Annotated in this window: 17 protein-coding genes and 2 tRNA genes; 10 read left to right on the top strand and 9 right to left on the bottom strand. The window is 62.2% G+C overall.

Annotation, left to right across the window (positions count from 1 at the left end; all coding sequences use genetic code 11):
* Positions 1 to 73: 73 nt before the first annotated feature.
* From IV89_RS10865 to phnD, 5 genes are read right to left on the bottom strand one after another with little or no spacing between them, the layout of a single operon-like run.
* Positions 74 to 985: an HAD family hydrolase gene (locus IV89_RS10865; protein ID WP_037943967.1), complete on the bottom strand. Its 912-nt coding sequence runs from the start codon at positions 983 to 985 to the stop codon at positions 74 to 76.
* A complete protein-coding gene (gene phnE, locus IV89_RS10870; RefSeq protein ID WP_005852764.1) occupies positions 982 to 1791 on the bottom strand; it encodes a phosphonate ABC transporter, permease protein PhnE in 810 nt (269 codons plus the stop codon). The genes IV89_RS10865 and phnE (IV89_RS10870) overlap by 4 nt, the downstream gene beginning before the upstream one ends.
* Positions 1788 to 2582, bottom strand: coding sequence for a phosphonate ABC transporter, permease protein PhnE (gene phnE, locus IV89_RS10875; RefSeq protein ID WP_037943966.1), 795 nt, complete (start codon positions 2580 to 2582; stop codon positions 1788 to 1790). The genes phnE (IV89_RS10870) and phnE (IV89_RS10875) overlap by 4 nt, the downstream gene beginning before the upstream one ends.
* The gene (gene phnC / locus IV89_RS10880) at positions 2579 to 3364 is read right to left on the bottom strand and encodes a phosphonate ABC transporter ATP-binding protein (RefSeq protein WP_005852760.1); all 786 of its coding nucleotides are present in this window, start codon (positions 3362 to 3364) and stop codon (positions 2579 to 2581) included. The genes phnE (IV89_RS10875) and phnC overlap by 4 nt, the downstream gene beginning before the upstream one ends.
* A gap of 54 nt (positions 3365 to 3418) precedes the next feature.
* Positions 3419 to 4399 (bottom strand): phosphate/phosphite/phosphonate ABC transporter substrate-binding protein, encoded by a 981-nt coding sequence (gene phnD, locus IV89_RS10885; RefSeq protein ID WP_005852758.1) that lies wholly within the window; start codon positions 4397 to 4399, stop codon positions 3419 to 3421.
* Positions 4400 to 4565: 166 nt separating this feature from the next.
* Between phnD and IV89_RS10890 the strand changes: the two genes are divergently transcribed.
* The 3 genes from IV89_RS10890 (at position 4566) to IV89_RS10900 (ending at position 8284) form a co-directional block, all read left to right on the top strand.
* Complete coding sequence (locus IV89_RS10890) at positions 4566 to 5360, top strand: DeoR/GlpR family DNA-binding transcription regulator (RefSeq protein WP_037943965.1); 795 nt, start codon at positions 4566 to 4568, stop codon at positions 5358 to 5360.
* Positions 5361 to 5578: 218 nt separating this feature from the next.
* Positions 5579 to 7588 (top strand): ATP-binding protein, encoded by a 2010-nt coding sequence (locus tag IV89_RS10895; protein WP_181358633.1) that lies wholly within the window; start codon positions 5579 to 5581, stop codon positions 7586 to 7588.
* Between the two features lie 129 nt (positions 7589 to 7717).
* A complete protein-coding gene (locus IV89_RS10900) occupies positions 7718 to 8284 on the top strand; it encodes a hypothetical protein (protein ID WP_037943963.1) in 567 nt (188 codons plus the stop codon).
* 78 nt (positions 8285 to 8362) lie between these two features.
* Here IV89_RS10900 and IV89_RS10905 read toward each other — a convergent pair.
* A tRNA-Thr gene (locus tag IV89_RS10905) sits at positions 8363 to 8438 on the bottom strand.
* A 127-nt stretch (positions 8439 to 8565) separates the two neighbouring features.
* On the opposite strand from IV89_RS10905, the gene IV89_RS10910 reads away from it, so the two are divergent.
* Complete coding sequence (locus IV89_RS10910) at positions 8566 to 9441, top strand: hypothetical protein (RefSeq protein WP_037943962.1); 876 nt, start codon at positions 8566 to 8568, stop codon at positions 9439 to 9441.
* Between the two features lie 21 nt (positions 9442 to 9462).
* Here the strand turns inward: IV89_RS10910 and IV89_RS10915 are convergent, their stop codons facing one another.
* From IV89_RS10915 to IV89_RS10925, 3 genes are all read right to left on the bottom strand, one after another.
* A complete protein-coding gene (locus tag IV89_RS10915; protein WP_037943961.1) occupies positions 9463 to 10578 on the bottom strand; it encodes a glycine cleavage system protein T in 1116 nt (371 codons plus the stop codon).
* Positions 10579 to 10815: 237 nt separating this feature from the next.
* A complete protein-coding gene (locus tag IV89_RS10920; RefSeq protein WP_037943960.1) occupies positions 10816 to 12159 on the bottom strand; it encodes an esterase-like activity of phytase family protein in 1344 nt (447 codons plus the stop codon).
* 121 nt (positions 12160 to 12280) lie between these two features.
* Positions 12281 to 12370: transfer RNA gene (locus IV89_RS10925), tRNA-Ser, on the bottom strand.
* A gap of 344 nt (positions 12371 to 12714) precedes the next feature.
* Between IV89_RS10925 and IV89_RS10930 the strand changes: the two genes are divergently transcribed.
* Genes IV89_RS10930 through IV89_RS10955 form a run of 6 tightly spaced genes read left to right on the top strand, consistent with a single transcriptional unit; the run spans position 12715 to position 18148 of the window.
* On the top strand, positions 12715 to 13518 hold the full coding sequence (locus IV89_RS10930) for an SPOR domain-containing protein (protein ID WP_081858803.1): 804 nt from the start codon (positions 12715 to 12717) through the stop codon (positions 13516 to 13518).
* Between the two features lie 22 nt (positions 13519 to 13540).
* Positions 13541 to 14710 (top strand): D-alanyl-D-alanine carboxypeptidase family protein, encoded by a 1170-nt coding sequence (locus IV89_RS10935; RefSeq protein WP_005852693.1) that lies wholly within the window; start codon positions 13541 to 13543, stop codon positions 14708 to 14710.
* A complete protein-coding gene (gene tmk, locus IV89_RS10940) occupies positions 14707 to 15345 on the top strand; it encodes a dTMP kinase (RefSeq protein ID WP_037943958.1) in 639 nt (212 codons plus the stop codon). The genes IV89_RS10935 and tmk overlap by 4 nt, the downstream gene beginning before the upstream one ends.
* 39 nt (positions 15346 to 15384) lie before the next feature.
* Complete coding sequence (locus tag IV89_RS10945; protein ID WP_005852687.1) at positions 15385 to 16500, top strand: DNA polymerase III subunit delta'; 1116 nt, start codon at positions 15385 to 15387, stop codon at positions 16498 to 16500.
* Positions 16501 to 16532: 32 nt separating this feature from the next.
* A complete protein-coding gene (locus IV89_RS10950; RefSeq protein WP_009826687.1) occupies positions 16533 to 17351 on the top strand; it encodes a TatD family hydrolase in 819 nt (272 codons plus the stop codon).
* Positions 17351 to 18148, top strand: coding sequence for an MBL fold metallo-hydrolase (locus tag IV89_RS10955; RefSeq protein WP_005852683.1), 798 nt, complete (start codon positions 17351 to 17353; stop codon positions 18146 to 18148). The genes IV89_RS10950 and IV89_RS10955 overlap by 1 nt, the downstream gene beginning before the upstream one ends.
* Positions 18149 to 18213 lie beyond the last annotated feature (65 nt).

Consider the following 18213-nt stretch of genomic DNA (forward strand, 5'->3'; position numbering starts at 1 on the left):
CTGTGGGGGCCACAAAATAAACCGTGATATCGCGCGCGGGGTCATGATCCGCCGATGCGCAGGGGCGCGGGCGTCAGATGTTGGGGACGATAAAATCGGGCGACAGACCGGCCTGCGCGATGGCATCCGTCACATCCAGCCCCGTGAGCGCGCCATAGCCCGTGACCAGCGCCGTGGCAAAGCCCGCCTGCGCACCGCCCAGAATATCGGTATGCAGCGTATCGCCGACCATCAGCACCCGTTCGGGACGCAGGGCGCGATTGAACCGGCCGAGGGCGATGTCAAAGACCTGCCCGAACGGCTTGCCCAGAAACACAGGCATCACACCGGTGCGATCGGCCAGCCGGTGCGCGAACCAGCCCGGTTCCCGCGAGAGGCCCGTTTCACGCGGTGCGACCAGATCGGGGTTGCCCACCAAAACCGGACGGGGCGCGCGTTTCAGCGACGCCTCCAGCAATGTCTGCCGACGGTCGGTCCAGCCGTCCGCGCCCACCAGCAAGAACCCGTCCTGCGCATCGTAGCTTTCGGCGTCATCCCCCAGCACAGTCGTGTTCAGCGTCGCCAGTTCCCCCAGATCGACGGCAGGGTTGATCATCACGCCCCATCGGCACGGCGGCAGCCCCGCGATATGCGCGGTCAGCGCCTCGCGACTGGTGGTCACCTCGGAGGCGGAGAAATCGAACCCCAGACGGGCGTAGCGCGCCATCATATGCGTCTTGGGATAGGCGGCGGAGTTTGACACCACGCCAACCGCCTTGCCCGCCGCGCGCAGCGCCGCGATGGTATCAGTGGCACCGGGGATCGCGGTTTCGCCGACGTTCAGCACGCCATAGGCGTCAAACAGGATCAGATCGAAGCGCGCCGCGATGTCGGTGAACACGCCCGTTTCCGCCAGACCGCCCGCCGCAGTGCGCGGCAGACGGTCGGCGATTTGCAGATAGCGCGCAAAGGCGCTTTGCGGGTCGACGCCGATGCTCTGGGTCACAGGATACGGCGGCGCAGATAAGCAGAGATGACTTCCCCCACCACCACCAGCGCGATGATCGCCAGCAGGATGGTCGCGACCTCGGGCCAGTTGAACGTGTCGATGGCACCTTGCAGGATGATCCCGATGCCGCCAGCGCCCACCAGACCCAGCACGGTGGATTCGCGCAGGTTAATATCCCACCGCAGAATGGCCACCGCCCAGAAGGTCGGCATGACCTGCGGCACGATCGCATAGACGATCACCTTGAAGCGCGACGCGCCCGTCGCCTCGAGCGCTTCGACGGGGCGTGTGTCGATCTCCTCGATTGCCTCGCCCAGCAGTTTACCGATGAACCCGATAGAGCGGAACATGATCGCCACGATACCGGCCACAACACCGGGCCCGAAGATCGCCACAAACAGCAGCGCCCAGATGATCGTGTTCACCGACCGCGAGGTCACAAGGATCAGCCGCCCCAGCCACAGGGTCACACGGTTGGGTGTGGTGTTCTGCGCCGAGATATAGGCGACCGGCAGCGACAGCAGCACCGCAAAGGTGGTGGCGAATGTCGCGATGTTCACCGTGTCCCACAGCACCTTGAGGATGGTTTCCAGATTACTGGGGTCCGGCGGGTACATCCGGCCAAACAGATCGGCGATCTGTTCAGGGGCACCCCAGACCCACGGCCAGATCACCTCTATCGAGGTAAGCGCCCAGGCGATGGCCAGCGCACAGCCCAGAAAGATGGCATAGCGCGTCATACGTTGCTTGAACGTAAAGCGGGACCAGTCGTCGCGCCCGAATTGCGTAGAAAGTGAGGTCATTGGATACGCTTTCGGATGACGCCGCTGACGGCCTCGGACAAGAGGATCACCCCGACGATGACGATGGTGATGGCAAGGGCAAAATCATAGTCATAGCGGCCGAAGGCATTGGCGAGCGTCGCACCGATGCCCCCTGCCCCCACAATCCCCACCACGGCAGAGGCCCGCAGGTTGGAATCAAGCTGGTAGATGGTCAGACCGATCTGGCGCGGCATGATCTGCGGGAAGATCGCGTAAGACAGCGTCGAGAAATACGGCGCACCGGCGGCGCGCATGGCCTCGACCTGCCCAAAGTCGATCTCCTCGATCCGCTCGGCCAGCATCTTGGCGACAAAGCCGATGGAATAGACGGTCAGGGTCAGCACTCCGGCGAACGGCCCGAAGCCGACGGCCTTGACGAAAAGGATCGCGACAATGACCGGATGGAAGCTGCGTGCGATGATGATAAGGGCGCGGCCCAGATAGAACACCGGCTTGGGGGCCACATTGCGTGCGGACATAAAGGCGATAGGGATCGACAGCAGCACGCCAAGCGCCGTGGCCAGCACCGCGATCTTGAGGCTTTCGAGAAAGCCGTCGATCAGCAGACCGCTGCGTTCAAAGCTCGGGGGAAAGGCCCCGCCAAAGATCTTGCCGGCGCGGCCGATACCTTCGGCGACGCGGTCCCAGTCGATGGGCATGGTCAGCCCGACCCAGCCGAAATAGGCGATGGCCCCCAGATACACGGCCCAGCGGAGCGCCGGATTGGCGATGAAGGGTGGCTTGACCCAAGTGTCGCGCGGCGCGGTCATGATGCGGCTGCCTTGTCATCCGGCCCGCCGCTGCGGTCGGCATGGGGGCTGCCCGCATAGATCGCCTCCATCGCGGCGGGGTCCAGCATGTCGGGCTTGTCGTCAAAGATGATCCGGCCATAGCGCATGCCGACGATGCGGTCGGTGTATTCCTTGGCCTCGTTCACATTGTGGATGTTGATCAGCACCGGCAGCTTGAGCTCGCGCGACAGGTCGCGCAGCAGGCCCATGATCTGTTCCGATGTCTTGGGGTCAAGCGATGCGGTGGGTTCGTCCGCCAGCAGGATATCGGGCTCCTGCATCAGGGCGCGGACCACGCCGACACGCTGACGTTCACCGCCCGACAGCTGATCGGCGCGGGTGTCGGCGTAATGGGCGATGCCGACCCGTTCCATCAGCTCGTAAGCGCGGCGGATGTCTTGCTTGGGATAGCGCCGCGTGATGGCGGACCATGTTGAAATATACCCCAGACGGCCCGACTGGACGTTCTCCATCACGGTGAGACGATCCACGAGGTTGAACCCCTGAAACACCATCCCGATCTTGCGCCGTGCGGCCCGCAGGTTCTTGCCCCGCAAGCGGGTCAGGTCGGTGCCGTTCAGCTCGATCGTGCCGGAGGTGGGTTCAACCAAACGGTTGATACAACGCAGCAACGTGCTTTTGCCCGCACCGGAAGACCCGATGATCGACACGACGCTTTCGCCCTCGATGGTCAGGTCAAGATTCTTGAGGACCGGATCGCCAGAGCCGTAGCGTTTGACGAGGTCAGTAATTTTCAACATGTAGGATACCTTATGCGTGAGGCCGGCCCATTGGGACCGGCCTCGACGGGAAAATCATTCAGCAGCAAGACCTTGTGGCGTGTACTCAACACCGTTGGCAGACTGGATCTGGCGAATGACGGCCCATTGGTCTTTATAGGTGATCGGGACGAATTTGCTCACGCCCGAAAACTCTTCGCCCAATGCGGTGCCGGTGAAATCGTAGCTAAAGAAGGCTTCCTTGATCTTGTCCTTCAGCTCGGGCGTCAGGTCGTGGGCCACGCCGTAGGATGTCGTGGGGAACGGATCGCTTTCCCAGACAATGCGCACCTCGGCAGGGTCATAAAGCCCGCGTTCCGCCATGCGGTCCACCACTTCGGACGCAACCGGTGCCGCATCATAGTCGCCTGCAACAACACCCAGCATGGATTGGTCGTGGCTGCCCGAGTATGTCACTTCGTAGTCCTGATCCGGCACGACGCCCAGATCAGGGAACAGCGCGCGCGGTGCCTGATTGCCGGAGTTCGACGTGGGCGATGTATGCGCGACGCGTTTGCCAGCAAGGTCGGCCATCTCTTTGATATCGCTGTCGGCTTGGGTGTAGACCTGCAGCTTGTAGCCGAACTGCCCGTCTTCGGAGCCCATGATCGCGAAAGGTTCAACGCCCGCAAGGTTCACAGCAAAGGGTGTGGGTCCGGTCGAGAAGCCCGCGATATGCAAACGGCCCGAGCGCATCGCCTCTACCTCGGCAGAGTTGGATTGCACAGCAAAGAACTGCACCTTCTTGCCGGTCACCTCGGACAGGTGGTCAATGAAGGGCGTCCAGATGTCTTCGTAGATCGCGGGATCTTCGACCGGTGTATAGGCAAAGACCAGCGTCGACGGGTCTTTGAGCATGCTTTCGTCCGTGGGCGCATCGGCTACCAGATCGCCGTTGGCGTCACAGAACATCGCGTCCAGCGCGCCGCGCTCGGCGCATTCTTCGGCCAGTGCGGTGGTGCCGGTCATGGCAAAAGCGGCCATCAGGCCCGCCGTGATAAAGCTGCGTTTGATCATCTTGTTTCTCCTCCCCGAGAATACCCGCGCAGAGTGTACTGCGCGATTAATTACGCGATACGAGCATTGAAGCTTTCGATTCGCAACATTTTCCGCCTAGTAATTTGGCAAGTGCCAAATATTGACGGTCGGATGCATCGCCCCGACCGCCGAAAGGAACCGCAGAATGGATACCGGAACGGAACGCCGAAACCTGCGCAAAGCAGAGCGCCACGCACAAATATTGCTGGAACTGCGCCTTGCCCCGCATGTGCGTGTATCGGACCTTGCGGCCAGCTTTGATGTGACCACCGAAACCGTCCGCCGCGATATTGCTGAGCTCAGCGCGCAGGGGCTTTTGCAGAAATCCTACGGCGGGGCCTCCTCCCGCGCGCCGGGGGCGCAAAGCGTGCTGGATGAACGTCAGCGCGAACATGTGGATGAACGTCGCCAGATGGCGCAGCTTGCCGCAAAACGGGTGACAGACGGGCAAACCCTGATGATCGACGCAGGCGCCACGATGATGGAATTCGCGCGGGCGCTGACCCTTTCCCGCGTGACGGCGACGGTATTAACCAACAGCCTGCAGGTCGCGATGATTTTGGGGGCCTCCGACAGGGTGCGGGTGATCATGACCCCCGGCGACTATATGAATGCAGAGGCCGCGCTGACCGGCACTGCCACCTGCGACTTTCTGCGCGGTTTCAATGTCGACGCTTGTTTTCTTGGGGCCTCCGCGCTGGATGAAACAGGCGTGAGCGAGGCCATCGCGGGCTTTGCCGAGGTGAAACGCGCCATGCTGGACCAAAGTCGCGCCGCGCATTTCCTGATTGATGCCAGCAAGTTCGGCAAACGTCACCTGACGCAGGTAACCCCGCTTGAGCATCTGGGCCATCTGATCACCGATGCAGCACCCAAGGACGGGCTTGCCCTAGCGCTTCGACAGCATCGCACCCCCGTAATCACCCCCGAAAACGCCTGACAGTGACCGGCATGACCGCTTTGCGCAAAAGTCTACAAAATGCCTCGATTGCGCCCGTATTTTGTCCGTTCGATAAACAATGATGCAGTCAATAAAGGGGACAAAGGCAGGCAAACCAGCAACGACAGAAAGTCGTGCGGCGGCCTACCTGGACGGAAGAGGGTGGCACTTTGCTCAACAAGTTCACGGGGTATTTAGCCTCTAAGGTATTCGTCGTTTTGACGATTGTCCTGCTCGCGAGTATCGGCGGGATTGCCTATTCTATTGTGAAGCTCGACCGCGACAATCACCTCGCCGCGCTGCGCCTTGAGGTGGAACAGGCCCTGCATTCGGTGGCCGACCAGATCCAGCTGCGTTTTTTCGAAGCCGTGCTGGTGGCCAAGAACATCGAGAATACGCTTGCCGTCGCGGGGGAGATCAACGAGCGTCAGATCGCGCGCACCGTGAGCGACCTGCAACGCCACAACCCTGACGTGATTGCCGTCGCTTTGGCCCCTAACCTGTCGATTACACACAGTTTCCCGCAAACCGATAACCGCGAGACGATCGGTGTCAAATACTGGCAACTGCCCGCCCAGATGGCGAGCGTTGCCCAAGCTTACCGCACCCGCGCGCCTGTGGTGGATGACCGTGTGAACCTTGTGCAGGGCGGGACCGGCTATATCATGCACTACCCTGTGTTCCTGCCGAACGCCGAGCTGAACACCGATCAATTCTGGGGCGTCATCTCTGTCGTGATGGATCAGGAAGGTCTGCTGCAAGCCCCGCAACATGATTTCTCGGACCCCGAACAGTATAGTTTCGAGCTGCACCCGCTCAAAGCCTCCGGACTGGTAGAGGCCCTGCCCGACCACCGGTTGAGCGCGCTGAAAGACAAGCCCGTCGTGACCACGTTCAACGTTCTGGGCACTACATGGGAAGCCGCCGTGCGCCCCGCCGCGGGATGGCCGGCCTATTCACCACAAAGCCGGAACCTGGTGGGTTTCGCCCTCATTTCCGCCATATTCCTGCTGGGCGTGCTGTTGGCGTTCCGCCGGTTGGCGCTGAACCAGACCAACGCGCACGCCTTGCTGGCCGAGGCCATCGACGCGATCGACGAAGGCTTTATCGCGTTTGACGACAAGGAACGGGTGATGGTGGTGAACCAGAAGTACCGCGACTATCACCCCCAGATCGCCGATCTGATCGTCCCCGGCGCCACCATGGGAGAGCTTGTGGTCAACTGGGCCAACCGGACCGAAAGCCTCAGCGGATCGAAAAGCAAACAGGCCTGGGTACGCGAAAGGCTGCAACGTTTCCGCAATCCGGGTCAGGCGTTCTTGCAAGACATCGGCAACGACAATTGGCTCAAGGTGACAGAGGCAAAGACCCCCCACGGCTATACCGTCGGCATCTGGACAGATGTGACCGCCGAGAAGCGCGCGCAAGAAGCCGCTGAAGCCGCCGACCGCGAGAAGACCGAGTTCCTGAACAACGTATCGCACGAGCTGCGCACCCCGCTGACCGTGATCTTTGGCCGTGCGTCGTTCATGCGGCACAGTGATAAGATGCCTCAGGCGCAGCGATTAATGTCGGCGCTGACCGCCGATGGCAGTGGCTGTCCGAAATCGGCTGCCGCCGCGATCGAGTACCAGAAGTTCATCACCGATCAGGGTGCCGGAATCGCGGAATCATCGCAGCATATGATCCGCCTTGTCGAAGATCTGCTGGACTGGACCAAAGTGTCCCGCGGCCAGCTAGAGCTGGACATGGCCCCAACCCAGCTGGACGAGATCGCCCGCACCGTCACCCAAGAACTGCAACCCGCCGCAGAGGCAAAAGGGCTGACCCTCACCTATGCCGGCGACGGCCCTGCTGCCACCGTAGCGGATAAGGTGCGCGTCAAACAAATCCTGTACAATCTGATTACAAATGCGATCAAATTCACGAGCGAAGGCAAAATCCACCTGTCGATGCTACATTCCGCCGACGAGATCGTGTTCAGCGTCACCGACACCGGCAACGGCATCGCAGAGGAGGACGCGAGCCGCGTGTTCCAGCGTTTCCAACAGGTTGACGGGTCCATGACACGGCAAAACGGCGGTTTGGGGCTGGGGCTGGCCATCTCCGAGCAGCTGGCAGAGCTGCACGGTGGATCGCTGTCACTGGAAAGCAAACTGGGCGTTGGCAGCACCTTCAGCCTGACGCTGCCCTGCACCGGCGCGACCGATATCCAGAAGACGGCTTGAGGCGCAGAGGGGCGTGGTACTTTAAATTCTAACGATAAATATTTGGGCAAGCGCCGGTTTCGCGCTTATGATGACCTAGCGTAACGATGATCCTGTTTATGACCTTAAATTTTTCCAAGGGCATTTTCATTGGACCTCAAGACAAACAGCTATGTCGTGGACAGCAAAGATCGGATCATCTCTGTCGGGTCCGAATGGGACGCCTTCGCCATAGAAAATGACGCGCCGGGGGCGACCTCCACCCATGTGCTGGGGCGGGAGATTTGGGATTTCGTCGAAGGGGCCAACACCCGTACCTATCTGTTCGGTGTGTTTCAGGCCTGCCGGATCGAACAGCAACTGTTCAGTATCCTTTACCGCTGTGACGGGCCGGATGTGCGGCGGTTGTACCGGCTGACGATCTGGCCCTCCCCCGACGATAGCCTGACCATCGGCAGTATGCTTGTCCACGCGATCACCAGCCCCCCTCACCCTACGGTCAGCGCCTTCGAGGAATACTACGATACCACGCGATGTTCGGTCTGCTGCGCATTCCAGATCGGCGACAAATGGATCGATCTGCGCACCCCGCCAGATGCGGATAACTTCGCCAAAAGCTATTCCATCTGCCCCACCTGCAAAGACGCCGCCCAGGTGGAGTTTGCGCGGATGAAACGAAAATCAAACATCATCCCCCTACCGCTGGCCAAGCAGTGAGGCACGCACAAATGTGGGAAATGCATCGCGGATGCGGCGACGCATAAAGTTGTCAATGTATTGAAATCAGGGAAGAAGTGGTGCCCCCACACGGACTCGAACCGCGGACCTACTGATTACAAATCAGTTGCTCTACCAGCTGAGCTATAGGGGCACTGAGGGAGCGTTTAAGAGATTGCTGCGGGCCGTGCAAGAGGGGAAATGTCAATTTTTTGCAGTTTTACACAAGTCGCAGGAAAGGCTATTGGAAAGCCGGTATCAGTAAGGGTGAGAAGACGTTCATGCAGTTGATTTTGCACACAGGTGCCCATTACACCGAAGAAGACAGGTTGCTGAAAAGCCTCCAGTCGAACCACGATCTTTTGACGCAGGCGGGCACCCATGTGCCAAGCCCCGCGACCTATCGTGGTCTGTTTCGCGATACGTTGAATGCGATGTATAAAACATCCGCCTCGGACGGGGCGCGGGATGTCTTGCTGGACGCGGTCATGGGAGATTCTGACGCGGATCGGGTGATCTTTTCCGACGCGAACTTCTTTCGCACCCCTGCGACGGCGGTTGTTGAAGGGATGCTTTATCCCGCTGCCCCCGTCCGGATGATGCGCATGGCGCAGCTTTTCCCCGAGGATGAACTGCAGATTTTCATGGGCATCCGCAATCCCGCGACCCTGCTGCCGGTGCTGTATGGTGTGTCGGCCGATAAATCTCCGCCGCAGTTCTGGGGCGACAAGGATCCGCTGGATGTGCGCTGGTCCGACACGCTGGCGCTGCTACGTGATTCTGCGCCCGAGATTCCCGTGACCGTATGGTGCAACGAAGACGCCCCCCTGATCTGGGGGCAGATCATGCGCGAGATGGCGGGCCTGCCCACGATGGCACCGTTGGACGGGGAATTCGACCTGCTGGAAACGATCATGCGCCCCGAAGGCATGAAACGGTTCAAATCCTATCTCGCCTCGCATCCCGAGATGACAACGGCAGAGCACCCGCGAGTGATCGCGGCGTTTCTGGACAAATACGTGATCGACGACGCGCTCGAGGAAGAGCTGGACATGCCCAGCTGGACCGAAGAGCTGGTCGAAGAGATGACAGAGGTTTACGACGAAGACGTTGCGCGCATTCAGGAAATTCCCGGCGTGCGGGTGATCCTGCCATAACGGCGGGACCACCGTCTAAGGTCAGCTTTCAAATGGCAGGCTGCGCAGGGTTACGTTGCGGGCCTCGTCCCCAATGACAACGTGCAGCGACGCTTGCGTTGCATCCGATGCGATCATCCCGACGCCGATATTGGCCTCGAAACGTTTGGAATAGACGTAGTCGCTAAGCACGCCGCGCGGCTGGCCTTTGTCGTCCAGCACGGAGATCGAATGTGCCGCCCCCGTCAGTGGCGCGCCCGCGATGACAAAGCCTGACCTTTCCCGTTGTGCGCCTTCATCGGCGATGCGGCGTAGCGCCTCTTTGCCGATAAAATCGTCGGGGGTCTCAAGATCGACCAGCTTGCCCAGGCCGATGTCATACGGGGTGCAGGGGTTGGTCTGAAGACGACCATCCGCACCATAGGACACCAGCCCGCTTTCGATCCGTTCAACGTCATTGGGCGCACCGGGACGGATGCCAAAGGGCGCGCCTGCGGCCTTTACCTTTGCCCATAGCTCCCCCCCGCGGCTGCTGTCCTGGAGATACATCTCGAAGCCGCCCTGTTTCGACCAGCCCGACCGCGCCAGCACCAGCGGGATATCCCCCAGCTGCGTTTGCTTGAAGCCGAAATACCTCAGATCGCGCACCCAGTCGCCGAACAACGCGGTGATCACCGCCTCGGCCTTGGGGCCCTGAACCGCCAGCGGGGAGACGTCTGGCTCAGCCACGGTCACGTCCCACCCGCGCTCTGCCGCGATGGCGCTGGCCCATAGGGCGATGTCACTGTCCGCAATCGACAGCCAATAGCGATCCTGCGCCAGCATGAGCAGCACGGGGTCGTTGATAAGCCGCCCCTGATGGTCGCACATGGGCACATAGCGTCCCTGCCCGATCCGGGTTTTCGACATATCGCGCGTGGTCAGATACTGGATCAGCCGCGCGGCATCCGGCCCGGACAGTTCGACCTGCCGTTGCGCCGCGACATCCCACATGGCCACCCCGTTCATCAGCGCGTCATATTCGCCCTCGGGGTCGCCGTAATGCGCTGGTATGAACATGTGATTATAGACCGAGAAACAAGCCACACCCTCTGCGACAGTCGCGTCGAAATAGGCGGATTTGCGATTATTCGGGCCAATGCCGATCTGAAACGTCATGGGGGCGATCCTTTTACCAAGGCCCACCGTACCACCCCTGTGCCCTGTCCCAAGGCGCGGGGGTCAGGGAACGGCGATGCCATCGGGCGGGCGTTCGCTTTTTCTGACACGGCAAAGCCCCGCACATCAACCGGCATCCTCCCAAAGGTTGGGGGCGCGCGGGCAATGGCGGGGCCTGGGGTGTGTCTAGGGTGTGAAACGCCCCCTCGGCATCCTTTGCCGAAAGGGCGCGTCGGGTTACTGCGCGGCCAGCAGTTCGGGCACGCTCAGCAGCACCACTTCGTTATCTGCAGCGGCATCCAGCTTGCGCCCGGATGAGAACGGCAGGTTGTTGTCCACGGCGACCATGATATGCGTCTCGTCCACCCGCATCACGTCCTCGATGGTGAAGAACGGCAGGCTGAACCGCCCTGCCTCGCCGCCATCGGTTTCGATGCGGGCCTTACCCGCGGGGTCGGCGATGTTCATCAGGTCGATCTGGCCGATGCGGCGCACATAGCCCTCTGCATCCACATCGGCGGTATCGATCAGGACCACATGCTTGACCATCGCGGGGTTCGGGAAACAATCTGCCTGCGGGTCACCGGCGCATTTCAACGAAGGCTCGCCCTCGCCATTGTCACGTTCGATCACCAGCGCGCGGGTCTCGTCGATGAAGTTGAAGTCACCGATCGCCGTGGCCCCTTCGGCCAGCTTGAACTTGAAGCCCTCGCCCGTCCAGTCGCGTGCCTCGGGGTCAAAGGCCATGACGCGCAGGAAATCACCTTCGTTCTCGCCGCTCGCAGCCAGCAGAGGTTTCTCGAGCATGGCCCACAGCAAACCCGTTTCAGGCTGCAGCGCCATGCCCTCGTACCCACCCGAGCGTGGCACGGTCCAATCCGTCCCCTTCACCGATGTGGCCGAGATACCGGGCGTGTCCGGCCCTTTCAGTTGAACACCATCCACCATCGTCGGATAGACGCCCTTGATCCGCCCGTCCAATGTGGCCTCGATCAGATAGGGGCCGAACTCCTCGCCGATCCAGATGCTGTCGCCGACGCGCTGGATGCTCTCCAGATCGAAATCCGAGCCGGTCAGATAGCGGCTGTCTGTCCCGCCATAGGAAATGCGGAAGGGCACTTTGAAATCGGGGTCATGGAGAAAAACCGTTTCCTTGATCTCGACCTCGCCTGTGTCGAAATCAGCGTCCATCCGGCTGAAGAACAACAGCGTATCGGGACTGTTCGCCTTTGAGCCAAAGCCGTTGTCCGTCAGCACATAGACCGACCCATCCTCGGCACGGTTCATCGCGAAACCGGAAAACCCCTGCAACGGCTGGCCAATGAAGGGCAGGTTCAGCCCCGTCAGCCGTTTGCCATGCAGCCTGCCCGTATTGCCCTGCACCGACATCGGCACGCCATTACGCGCGCCACCAGTGAACTTACCACTGATCCACGCATCCTTCGGCGCATCCGCAGGCGGCGCGACAAGGCTCAGCGCAGGCAGGTAGGCATGGCCCGCAAGCGTGGCATCAAACGTCTCTTGCGCGGCAGCAGGGGCGGCCAGAAGGGACAGGGCAAGGGGAAGAATAGGGTGTTTCATAAGGGCTCTCCGTTAAAGACGGTCCCTGATGCACGATTCTGGTAACAGCCGCGTAACGCAAAGGTGACGGTTCCACGACAGGCGCGGAATTGGGGAGAGGCGTAGTGAGAGGGTGGGATATTGGCGGAGGAGGTGGGATTCGAACCCACGGTACGCTCTCACGCACGCTGGTTTTCAAGACCAGTGCATTCGACCACTCTGCCACTCCTCCGCAGCAAGCACCGCATAGAGGGGTGTCAGCGATTCTGCAAACCTGGAAATGACGCGCACTGTGGCACCGTAACGCAAGACAGCGGCAGCCCGTGTTGGGCGGGTTCCGGCCGGGTGGGGAAATTTGCCGATGCCGTCCTGTCAGCCTTTCCAAAACCCCTGTACCCGCGTTAGTGTAGCGCAAAGACCCCGGCAATGGGGCATCAAACATGCCGTATTGACGGCGCGATCAGGCGGCGGCGGACAACGCCGCGCCAGCAGGCAAGGACGACGGACATGAACAGCCTTGGGCTACACCCTTTTTCTGGCAACCGGCCGCTGCGGTGCACGGTAGGGGTTTTGCTGATGATGACGACTTTGGCGGGCTGCGATGCGGTCGGCAATCTGACCGGCGGTCAGAAAGGCTCTGCTGCGGTGGCGTCCAGCTCGACCAAGCTGGTGGAGCGTGACGTCGAAGCGCCCGAGGTTTTCTCGGTCAGTGATCAGGGGCTTTGGGACGGACGCCCCAGCCTTGGCGGTGTCTGGGTCGCGCATCCCGATGTCACAGATCCCGAACGGGTGATCATCCGCAACGAGGCCAATGGCAAATTCGTCATCGGCGCGTTGTTTCGCCGTGAACGCGATCTACCCGGGCCCAAGCTGCAGATGTCGTCGGATGCGGCGGCGGCCCTTGGTATTCTGGCCGGTGCCCCTGCGCCATTGAACGTCACTGCCCTGCGCCGTCAGGAAGTCGATGACACCCCTGCCCCCGACGCAGCCCCCGAAGGCACGATTGAAACCCCGTCGGAAGTGACAGAAACCGCGCTTGATCCAGTCGCTGTCACGGCTGGTGCCGCGATTGGTGCCGCACCCGCTGCGGCCAAGCCCGCTGCACCGGCGGCCCCGAAACCCGCAGCCCCCAAACCTGCGTCTTCGCTGGCCAAACCCTTTGTCCAGATCGGCATTTTCAGTGTAGAGGCAAATGCCGAACGCGCGGCCAACCAGATGCGCAGCGCGGGCATGTTGCCCACCGTCAAACGGAGCGAGATCAACGACAAGCCGTTCTGGCGCGTGGTCGTCGGCCCTGCCGCTACGAAATCCGAACTGACCAATTTGCTGAAATCCATCAAGACCGAAGGGTTCTCTGACGCCTACGCCGTGTCGAACTGACCCACCGCCAAAGGAAACTGCCATGATCCGTATTTTTGCAGCCACGATTGCGACCCTTCTGTTGGCCCTGCCCGCGCAGGCGTTCGAGACACAGGCCCGCGCGGCCTATGTGGTCGACCAGACCACCGGCACCGTGCTGCTGACCAAGAACGCGGATGAACCCCTGCCGCCGGCCTCCATGTCGAAACTGATGACGCTGTATATGGCGTTCGAGGCGATCGAGCGGGGCAAAAGCAATGGCGGGCTGGACCTGACAGAGGAACTGCCCGTGTCGCAGCACGCCATGTCCTACGGCGGGTCGACCATGTTTCTGGACACCACCGACCGCGTAAAGGTCGAAGACCTGCTGCGCGGCATCATCGTGCTGTCGGGCAATGACGCCTGCGCCGTGATCGCCGAAGCGCTGAGCCCCGATGGGTCAGAGGCCGGTTTTGCCCGCCTGATGACCCAGCGGGCGCAGCAAATGGGCATGACCAACTCGACCTTCGCGAACTCCAACGGCTGGCCTGCCGCCGGTCACCGCATGTCGCTGCGCGATCTGGGGCTGCTGGCCACCCGCCTGATCGAGGATTACCCGCAGTACTACCCGATGTTCTCGCAGCGCGAATTCCTGTTTGACGGGCGCGCGCCGCAAAACAAAACCAACCGCAACCCGCTGCTGGGGCTTGGTATCGGCGCGGACGGGCTGAAAACCGGCCACACCGAAGAAGCGGGCTACGGGCTTGTCGGCTCTGCCAAACAGGGCGACCGCCGCGTTGTGTTTGTTCTGTCCGGTCTCGAAAGCGCCGCGGCCCGCGCGCAGGAATCGGAATCGATTGTGAACTGGGCCTTCCGCCAATTCTCGCAACGGTCCATGGGCAAAGCCGGCACCATGATTGCCGAAGCCCCCGTGGCGCTTGGCGCGCAGGGTGCCGTTGGCCTTGAACTGGAAAGCGATCTGTCGGTGCTGGTGCCTGTGTCCGGCGGCAGCGATGTCTCGGCCGAGGTGGTTTATACCGGCCCGCTGCGCGCGCCCATCACCAAGGGCCAGAACATCGGCGAATTGGTGCTGACCCGCGGTGACCTGCCAGAGGTACGTGCCCCGCTGGTTGCCCGCGACAGCGTTGCCGCAGGGGGGTTCATGGTCAAACTTGAAGCCGCCGCCCGCCATCTGCTGACCCGGTTGAACGAAGGGCCAGAGGCCGCTTCGTGAGCACCGCGGCCAAGGGCCTGTTCATCAGCTTCGAAGGCATCGACGGCTCGGGCAAATCGACCCAGACCAAATTACTGAAAGACCGGCTTGAGGCCGACGGGCATCAGGTCGTGCTGACCCGCGAACCCGGCGGCTCCCCCGGGGCCGAGGAAATTCGCGCCTTGGTCTTGCAGGGCGATCCCGACCGCTGGTCCGCCCGAACCGAGATCCTGCTGTTCACCGCCGCCCGTCGGGATCACCTTGAACGCACGATCCTGCCTGCGCTCGAGGCGGGCAAGATCGTGATCTGCGACCGCTTTGCCGATTCCACCCGGATGTATCAGGGGCTCAGCCGGGGTGACCTGCGCGGTGCCGTGGACCAGTTGCACAGCCTGATGATCGGCGTCGAGCCCGATGTCACCGTCCTGATCGATATGGACCCCGGCGAAGGGCTCAGCCGCGCTTTGTCGCGCAACACGGTCGAGGAACGGTTCGAGGATTTCGGCGAAAGCCTGCAGGTCGCCATGCGCGCCGGCTTCCTGTCGCTTGCCGCTGAATTCCCCGACCGTTTCGTCACCATCAATGGCGCGCAATCCATCGATGCGGTGGCGGCGGATGTGTTTGCGCAGGTGCGCCCGCGTCTTGATGCGCGCTGACCCCTTTTCCTGCCGCCGCAATCTGCTAGACCACGTGACATGAGTGATGACGCCCCCCAGCCCGACCGTATCGACGGCGCGCGCCACCCGCGCGACACGCCGCAGCTTTTCGGCCAGTCGGCGGCAGAGGCCGCGTTCCTCGATGCTTTCAACTCGGGCAAGCTGCACCACGGCTGGCTGCTGACCGGCCCGCGTGGGGTGGGCAAGGCCACCTTGGCGTGGCGTATTGCGCGGTTCTTGCTGGCCACCCCCGATGCAGAGGACGGCGGCATGTTCGACACCCCCGCCCCCACCAGCCTTGATATCGATCCCGACCACCCCGTCGCCCGCCGTATTGCGGCCGGGGGCGAAGGCGCGCTGAAGGCGATCACGCGCTCTGTTGACGAGAAAACCAAACGGCTGCGCAAGCAGATCGTCGTGGATGACATCCGCAAGCTGAACGGGTTCTTCCAGATGTCCGCTGCCGATGGCGGGCGCCGTGTCGTGATCGTCGATGACGCCGACCTGATGAACCCCAATGCCGCGAACGCGCTGCTCAAGATGCTGGAAGAGCCGCCCGCCCGCGCAATCATGCTGCTGATCAGCCACCGCCCCTCCGGCCTGCTGCCCACCATCCGCTCGCGCTGCCGGACCCTGCGGCTTGGCACCCTGACGCCGGATGATATGGCGCAGGCGCTCGGCCAGTCCGAGGTGGATATTCAGGGCGATCCCGCAGCGCTCGCGGCGCTTTCCGGCGGGTCTGTCGGCGGCGCGCTGTCCCTGTCGCTGATGGGCGGGCTCGCGATGTATGGCGAACTGGTCGCCCTGCTAGATACGATGCCGCGGCTGGACCGCGCCCGCGCGCTCAAACTGGCAGAGGCCGCCGCCGCCCGCGGGGCCGAAGAAAAACTGTCGCTGCTGTTCACGCTGGTGGATTTGCTGATGCTGCGATTGGCCCGCACCGGTGCCCTTGGCCGCCCACCCGAAACCGCCGCCGCCCAGAACGAGGCCGCGGTGCTGACCCGCCTGTCGCCCACCCCCGCCCAAGGACGGGTCTGGGCCGAGACCGCGCAAGACATCGGCACCCGCGCGCGCCACGGGATGGCGGTCAACCTTGACCCTGCCGCACTGGTCCTAGATACCCTGTTCAAGATGGGCGACGCCGCACCGCGCTAGCCCACGCAAGACGAACAGGCAGGACCCCAGGCATGACAGACAGCACCCGCGACATTCACCCGATCACCGACAGTCACTGCCACCTGGACTTTCCCGATTTCGACGGTGAACTGCCCGATGTGATCGCCCGCGCCCAAGCCGCAGGGGTGACACGCATGGTCACCATCTGCACCAAGCTCAAGAACGAACCCGCCGTGCGCGCCATTGCCGAGGCGCATGCCCCGGTTTTCTATGCCGCCGGCACCCACCCGATGAGCGTCGCGACAGAGCCGATGGCCAGCTATGACGACCTGATGGCGCTGACCAAACACCCCAAGATGGTGGGAATCGGCGAAACGGGGTTGGACTACCACTACACCGCTGACAGCGCCGAGGCGCAGCAAGCCAGCCTGCGCACCCATATCGCCGCCTCCCGTGACAGCGGCCTGCCCCTGATCATCCACGCCCGTGACGCCGATGACGATATGGCCCGCATCCTCAGAGAGGAACATGCCAACGGGGCCTACCCTTGCGTGATGCACTGCTTCTCCTCGACGCAGGCGCTTGGCCGTGCGGCACTGGATCTGGGGTTCTACCTGTCGATGTCGGGCATCACCGCCTTCCCCAAATCCCAGGATCTGCGCGACATCTTTGCCGACGCGCCCCTGGACCGGATATTGGTCGAAACCGACAGCCCCTATCTGGCCCCGCCGCCCCATCGCGGCAAACGCAACGAACCGGCCTTTACCGCCCATACGGCGCGGCGTGGGGCCGAAACCTTCGGCATCGATTATGCCAGCTTTGCCGCGCAGACGCAGGCGAATTTCGACCGGCTGTTTACCAAGGCCGCCCAATATCAGGACGCCGCCTGATGGCCGAGATGAAGATCACCATCCTGGGCTGCGGCTCGTCTGGCGGGGTGCCGCGCCTTGGCGGGCACTGGGGGGCCTGCGATCCGGCCAACCCCAAGAACGCAAGACGCAGATGCTCCATCCTGGTCGAGCGGATCACGGATGCGGGCACGACATCGGTGCTGATCGACACCTCCCCCGATATGCGCAGCCAGCTGCTTGATGCGGGCGTCGGACGGCTGGACGCGGTGCTTTATACCCACTCCCACGCCGATCATGTGCACGGGTTGGATGACCTGCGGATGATCGTGATCAACATGCGCCAACGTCTGCCGGTCTGGGCCGACACGCCCACGCGCGAGGCGCTGCTGGACCGTTTCGGCTATGTGTTCATCCAGCCCCCCGGATCGTCCTACCCGCCGATCCTCGAGATGAACCATATTGACGGCGACGTGACGATCGACGGGCCCGGTGGCACGCTCTGCTTCACGCCCTTTCTGGTGAACCACGGCGGGATGGATGCGCTTGGCTTCCGCGTCAATGATGTGGCCTATCTGCCCGATGTGGCGCAGATCCCCGATGACATCTGGCCCCACCTCAAGGGCCTGCGCTGCTGGATCGTCGACGCGCTGCGCCGCGACCCGCATCCAACCCACAGCCACCTGGCTCAGACCCTGGACTGGATCGAACAGATGGCACCGCAAACCGCTGTGCTGACCAATATGCACAACGACCTCGACTATGACACGCTGGCCGCGGAAACCCCCGACCATATCGAACCCGCCTTTGATGGCATGACCCTGAGCTTTCCGGTCTAGCCCCCGCCCGCGGGGTCCGGACTTCATTTTGCCCTATAAACTCCACGGGGGCGTGGGGGTGTGAA

Source organism: Sulfitobacter sp. CB2047 (genome assembly GCF_000735125.2).
Classification (GTDB): domain Bacteria; phylum Pseudomonadota; class Alphaproteobacteria; order Rhodobacterales; family Rhodobacteraceae; genus Sulfitobacter; species Sulfitobacter pontiacus.

Excerpts from the sequence above, each read along its gene's own strand:
- phnC (WP_005852760.1), bottom strand. The coding sequence starts at position 3,364 with ATGTTGAAAATTACTGACCTCGTCAAACGCTACGGCTCTGGCGATCCG.
- IV89_RS10945 (WP_005852687.1), top strand. The coding sequence starts at position 15,385 with ATGAGTGATGACGCCCCCCAGCCCGACCGTATCGACGGCGCGCGCCAC.
- IV89_RS10930 (WP_081858803.1), top strand. The coding sequence starts at position 12,715 with ATGATGACGACTTTGGCGGGCTGCGATGCGGTCGGCAATCTGACCGGC.
- IV89_RS10955 (WP_005852683.1), top strand. The coding sequence starts at position 17,351 with ATGGCCGAGATGAAGATCACCATCCTGGGCTGCGGCTCGTCTGGCGGG.
- IV89_RS10915 (WP_037943961.1), bottom strand. The coding sequence starts at position 10,578 with ATGACGTTTCAGATCGGCATTGGCCCGAATAATCGCAAATCCGCCTAT.
- phnE (WP_005852764.1), bottom strand. The coding sequence starts at position 1,791 with ATGACCTCACTTTCTACGCAATTCGGGCGCGACGACTGGTCCCGCTTT.
- phnD (WP_005852758.1), bottom strand. The coding sequence starts at position 4,399 with ATGATCAAACGCAGCTTTATCACGGCGGGCCTGATGGCCGCTTTTGCC.
- phnE (WP_037943966.1), bottom strand. The coding sequence starts at position 2,582 with ATGACCGCGCCGCGCGACACTTGGGTCAAGCCACCCTTCATCGCCAAT.
- IV89_RS10935 (WP_005852693.1), top strand. The coding sequence starts at position 13,541 with ATGATCCGTATTTTTGCAGCCACGATTGCGACCCTTCTGTTGGCCCTG.
- IV89_RS10950 (WP_009826687.1), top strand. The coding sequence starts at position 16,533 with ATGACAGACAGCACCCGCGACATTCACCCGATCACCGACAGTCACTGC.
- IV89_RS10890 (WP_037943965.1), top strand. The coding sequence starts at position 4,566 with ATGGATACCGGAACGGAACGCCGAAACCTGCGCAAAGCAGAGCGCCAC.
- IV89_RS10920 (WP_037943960.1), bottom strand. The coding sequence starts at position 12,159 with ATGAAACACCCTATTCTTCCCCTTGCCCTGTCCCTTCTGGCCGCCCCT.
- IV89_RS10910 (WP_037943962.1), top strand. The coding sequence starts at position 8,566 with ATGCAGTTGATTTTGCACACAGGTGCCCATTACACCGAAGAAGACAGG.